General features: G+C 66.9%; 2 protein-coding genes and 1 pseudogene. All 3 read left to right on the forward strand.

Annotation, left to right across the window (positions count from 1 at the left end; all coding sequences use genetic code 11):
• Window positions 1-625 (forward strand): WXG100 family type VII secretion target (locus NDW01_RS42575; RefSeq protein ID WP_252830370.1); only part of this gene is annotated, 625 nt, incomplete at its 5' end.
• Between the two features lie 133 nt (window positions 626-758).
• Entirely contained in the window at window positions 759-1,409 is a 651-nt protein-coding gene (locus NDW01_RS42580; protein WP_252830371.1) for a WXG100 family type VII secretion target, read from the forward strand.
• 43 nt (window positions 1,410-1,452) lie between these two features.
• Window positions 1,453-4,558, forward strand: a pseudogene (locus NDW01_RS42585) (hypothetical protein); the annotation flags it as partial.

Here is a 4,558-nt window from a genome sequence, read left to right on the forward strand (position 1 = left end):
GGATTCCGGGCTTGTTCCCGGGGCGAGTCATGTGATGCCGGATGGTTCGACGGCGTACGGTCAGATGATCGGTGGCGATTTCTTCTCGATCGATAGCACGACGATCGTGCTCGGAGACGGCACCGTACTCCACGGCAACTATGACGCCGGCACCGGACTCTTCACCACCGATACGGGCGACACCTACTTCATCGGCGAGGACGGCGTCACCCACGGGACGTTCAGGCCATCGGACGGCGCTTTCGTGCTGGACGGTGACGCTGGGGTAGTGATGACCCCCGGATCTTGGAAGGTCGACCTCGCGCAGATGGCCGAAACTCTGAGGGTGCTTCAGGGCAAGGCCGAAGCGATATCGGGTTATCATGACACAATAAAGCAGCAGTTCCGTAATGTTCAGTACGCTTGGACCTCTCCGTCGGGTGATACCTTCTCTGACGTATCCGTTCAGGTCGAACGCGCATTGACCAATCTCGACGAACTGCTCGCGAACGTGGTTGATCGCATGCAGCAGTCATACGACAACTATGTGCAGACCGAAAAGGTCGTCTTCGGGAACCTCTCGTACCGGAATTCCGGAGGGGGCCCTGCTTATGAACGAGGGGTCCCTGCCCGCGAACGTAGTTGATCGCATACAGCAGTCATGCGACAACTATCGGCAGACCGAAGAGGTCGCCCGCGGCAACCTCTCGTACCGGAATTCCGGAGAGGTCCCCGCCCACGAGAAGCCCTGACCCCTCTTGGCGACACTGGAGCATCCGATGTCTTTTGAACCCATCCCGCCGTCTGTTGAACCCCTCCTCGGCCCGCCGCCTGGTGAACCCATCGGGATCCTGCCGCCCACCCTGCCCAACTACAACTCGTCCAGCATTGACGTGGACCCCTGGGTTATCAATTCGGCGTCATCTATCGTGAACGACGCAGTCAAGAGCATCAGCGAGCACATGACAGACATCAACAACGCGCTGAACGAGCTGCGGTTGTCCTGGGTAGGGGATTCTTCTGATGAAGCGGACAAGTTCAACAACGACTGGAACGACGTAGCGCAGAAGCTTTACGGCACGGAGGCCGCTCCGGAACTCGGTGTCCTCAACAAGATCACCAACGGACTCGCCACAGCCGCAGTCGCATACAGTCACGGCGAGCGCACGGTGTCGAATACCTTCGCCGCCTTCCAGGCGGCGCTGGAGGGGGTTGATGTGACCAACCTCCCGGACGACACCGACCTCGAGCCCTGGCTGTGGGACCAGGCCGTGCCTGCGGCGGCGGATTCGAACACGGATCCTTACATCGATCAGCCCCCGGCGGAGAACACGGTCATCGACGGTCCTGAAGCGTACCCCGCCGTTGCGCCGGGACTCGACTCCCCTGACCCTTACGTGCATACCACCGCGGTCGACCAGACCTTCTGACGCCCCGCCCCGCCCGCCACTTCTTTAGGATCCGTAACAGGTCATGTCCACGCACGATCCGAACGATGGCTACGTTGATAACGAGTTCGACCCCGATAAGGTCGTCACGCTCGGCAATGCCTGGATCACTTTCGGTGATCTGCTGGACGAGAAGATCGCGGACATGTCCGCTGCTCAATTCGACCTGATCAACGGGGGATGGCGAGGCGAGGCGGCGAACTCCATGTCGTTCGCCTTCGAGAACTCCTCACGAGGGGCGCCCGCTCCGGCGGACGCCCCTGCCGGGTCTACCGGCCCGGGCCAGCAGTACGACTCCAGAGGCGGGCTTCGGCCACTCGTGGAGAAGGTCGTCGTCTCGTGCTGGGATATGGGCGAGTCGCTCAACTACTTCGCCATGCTGCGAAGCGAAGAGATAGCGGCGGAGAACAAGGCGACCATCGCCTCGATCATCGCGATGGTCATCGGTGCCGTCATCGGACTTATCACCGCGCCCTTCCTTGAAGGCATCTCCGCGTTGGCGGCGGGTGCCCTTTCCTTTCTCGCGTCGGTGGCGAGCAGGATCGGAGCTGCCATCGCCAATCTCCGCAATGCCATCTCAGCACTGGGTGACCTGATCGGCGAGGCTACGGCGGCGATCGCCTCGATCACCTCGGGCATCGGTGACATCATGCCCGGACTCGCCAGCATCGTCCCAAAGATCGGGACCTACCTTGGTGACGGCGCCGAGGCGGTGGGGAGTGCCGGCGCAAGCGCGCTCAAGAATCCGTGGTTCGCGCTTCCGGCGAGGTCGATCGTCTACGGCGGTGACTTCGTAGGGGTGGGCGCCGCCGCCACTGCGGCGGGTGATGCGGCCGCGGGAGTGCACACGGACTGGAAGAACTGGAAACCTATTCCGACCGATGCTGAGGGCTGGGGGCTCTTCTTCGTCGGCGGCCTCACCGGCCTGGCCTTTGGCGGCCCCATCATGATGGGCGGCCGTGCCGGTCTGACGTACCTTGGCGACACTGCCAAGGGGGGGTTCAAACCTACTGGCGTCAGCATTCCCAACGTCGGGGGCACCAACGGCAAGTCCGGGTTCACTCCGTCGTCCGGCACGGGAGGGAAAGACACCGGAGCGGTCGACCCGGGTCTGAAAAGTGCTCCTCCCAGCCTCTCCGGCAAGAACATCGCCAACCCCTCCCGCATCGTCGATCCCTCTTCGGGCGTCAACGCCAAGTTCGGCGGGTCCACCAACTCCCATGCCGTGCCCGAAGCGGCCGGGCGCGGCGCGGAGAGCCGGCCGGCCGTTGCCCGCCCCAACGGTGCAACGGAGGCGATGCCCAAGCCGGTCGACCCCCTCGGCCGGCCGGTGACCCGGGAATCGAGCAACCCGGATCTTTCGCACTCCCCGACGGTGCCCGACGTCGGCGCCCCGTCGTCACGGTCGTCCGCGGTCTCCAGCACCCCTCGGCCAACGGTCACCCGTCCGCAGGGCGACGGACCCCGGCCCAGCACCGAAGCGCCGAAGACAACGCACGAGCCGACGACGCCGCGTCCCATCGTCCCGTCCCGGGAGACCGGCCCACGCTCGAACCCTCCCGGTGGGCGTACGCCGCAGACGGTGGTGCCCGAGCCGGGAAGGACCACCCCGCCCGCCGACCAGGGGCGGACGGTGAACGGGGGTGTGCGGCCGCGGACGGGGACGGGTGATCCCACGGCGCATGAGACCGTGGCGCCGACGTCGGTGCGGCAGGAGGACGTGCCCGGTGGGCGTACGCCGCAGACGGCGGTGCCCGAGCCGGGGAGGACCACCCCGCCCGCCGACCCGGGGCGGACGGTGAACGGGGGGGTGCGGCCGCGGACGGGGACGGGTGATCCCACGGCCCACGACACGGTGACCGCCGAACGCGGCGGCGACGTCTCGGCGGCTGCCAGGAGCGTCACGGACCCCTCCGGCACCGCGCCGCGGACCACCGCACCGCGTGAGGATGAGGCCGGAACCGGTGTGCCCGGCAGCACGACGAATGGGCCTTCTCACCCGGCGGCGGTGTCGGAGACGGCGGTACCGTCCCGTGGCGGGCTCGACCATGGCCAGAGCACCGTCCTTCCGCAGAACCGCGAGCCTTCGTCGGGCCGGCCTGGTCAGCCGGGCCGGCCGACGACGAACACGCCGGACGGCAGGGTGGACACCGAGTCTCAGTCTCTGACGTCGGGTGCCGTCGCGCCCGACCAGGAGCCTGCGGCGCTCGGGAACCGCGTGGACCACAGCCCGACGTCCGCCCCGGTCACCGCCCGACGGGGCGTCGCGGTGCCCACCCGGTCCGACAACAAGGCCGGGGCCGGGCGTGTCGACGGCACCATTTCGGAGGGCGAGAGCCGGCTGCAGACCGCGCAGAGCGCGGAGAACGCGCAGAACGAACTTTCGGCGACTGCGGATGCGGCGCACGAGGGTACCCCCACGGGTGGTCAGGAGCAGCCGTCCTCGAGCCTCGGGGGTCAGCAGGGCAAGAGCACCGTCGGCGGAGGTGAAGGGACCGCGCCGCCGTCGGGCTCGACCAAAGCACCTACCTCGCGTGGTGGCCGGCCGTCCGATGGCGAATCCGGGCATCAGGGCGGCTCGACGGGGGTGAAGGCTCCCGAGGGCGGACAGAAGGCCGATACCGGCCGGTCGGCCGCTGAGGACTATAGGCACCTTGAGACACAGGCATCGCGATTCGGTCTGAGCCCGGAGGAGGCAGCGGACTGGGGCAGGAAGGCCGCGCAGGCGCATGAATCAGGCGGTCCTGAGGCTGTGGCAGAGGTTCATGAGCAGTTGAACGCCCATCTCGAGGATCTCATCGACCAGGGGAATTACTCCGGAGCCGCCATATGGAAGGGCGCGGCGGCCAAACCGGGGCCGGCCGGCGGTGCACCGAAGCCTGGAAGTGGGCACGACACCGAATCCGGCCCTGGGGGTTCGAAGCCGGAGTCGTCGACGTCGTCTGGTGGCTTCGGTTCCCGAGGAGCTGACGGTGCGAAGAACCCTGGTGGCGGTCGTTCGGGTGCTGAGGTTGGTGCGGCGGCTGAGAGGCGGGCGTTGGATGCGGGTCTGTCGGTGGATGAGGCGGCGGAGTGGGGGAGGAGCTTCGCGCAGGCGCATGAGTCGGGTGGTCGTGTGGCCGTGGCGGAGT

The sequence above is a fragment of the Actinoallomurus soli genome (assembly GCF_024055715.1).
Taxonomy (GTDB): domain Bacteria; phylum Actinomycetota; class Actinomycetes; order Streptosporangiales; family Streptosporangiaceae; genus Actinoallomurus; species Actinoallomurus soli.

Coding starts and splice junctions, on each gene's coding strand:
- NDW01_RS42580 (WP_252830371.1), top strand. CDS start 759: ATGTCTTTTGAACCCATCCCGCCGTCTGTTGAACCCCTCCTCGGCCCG.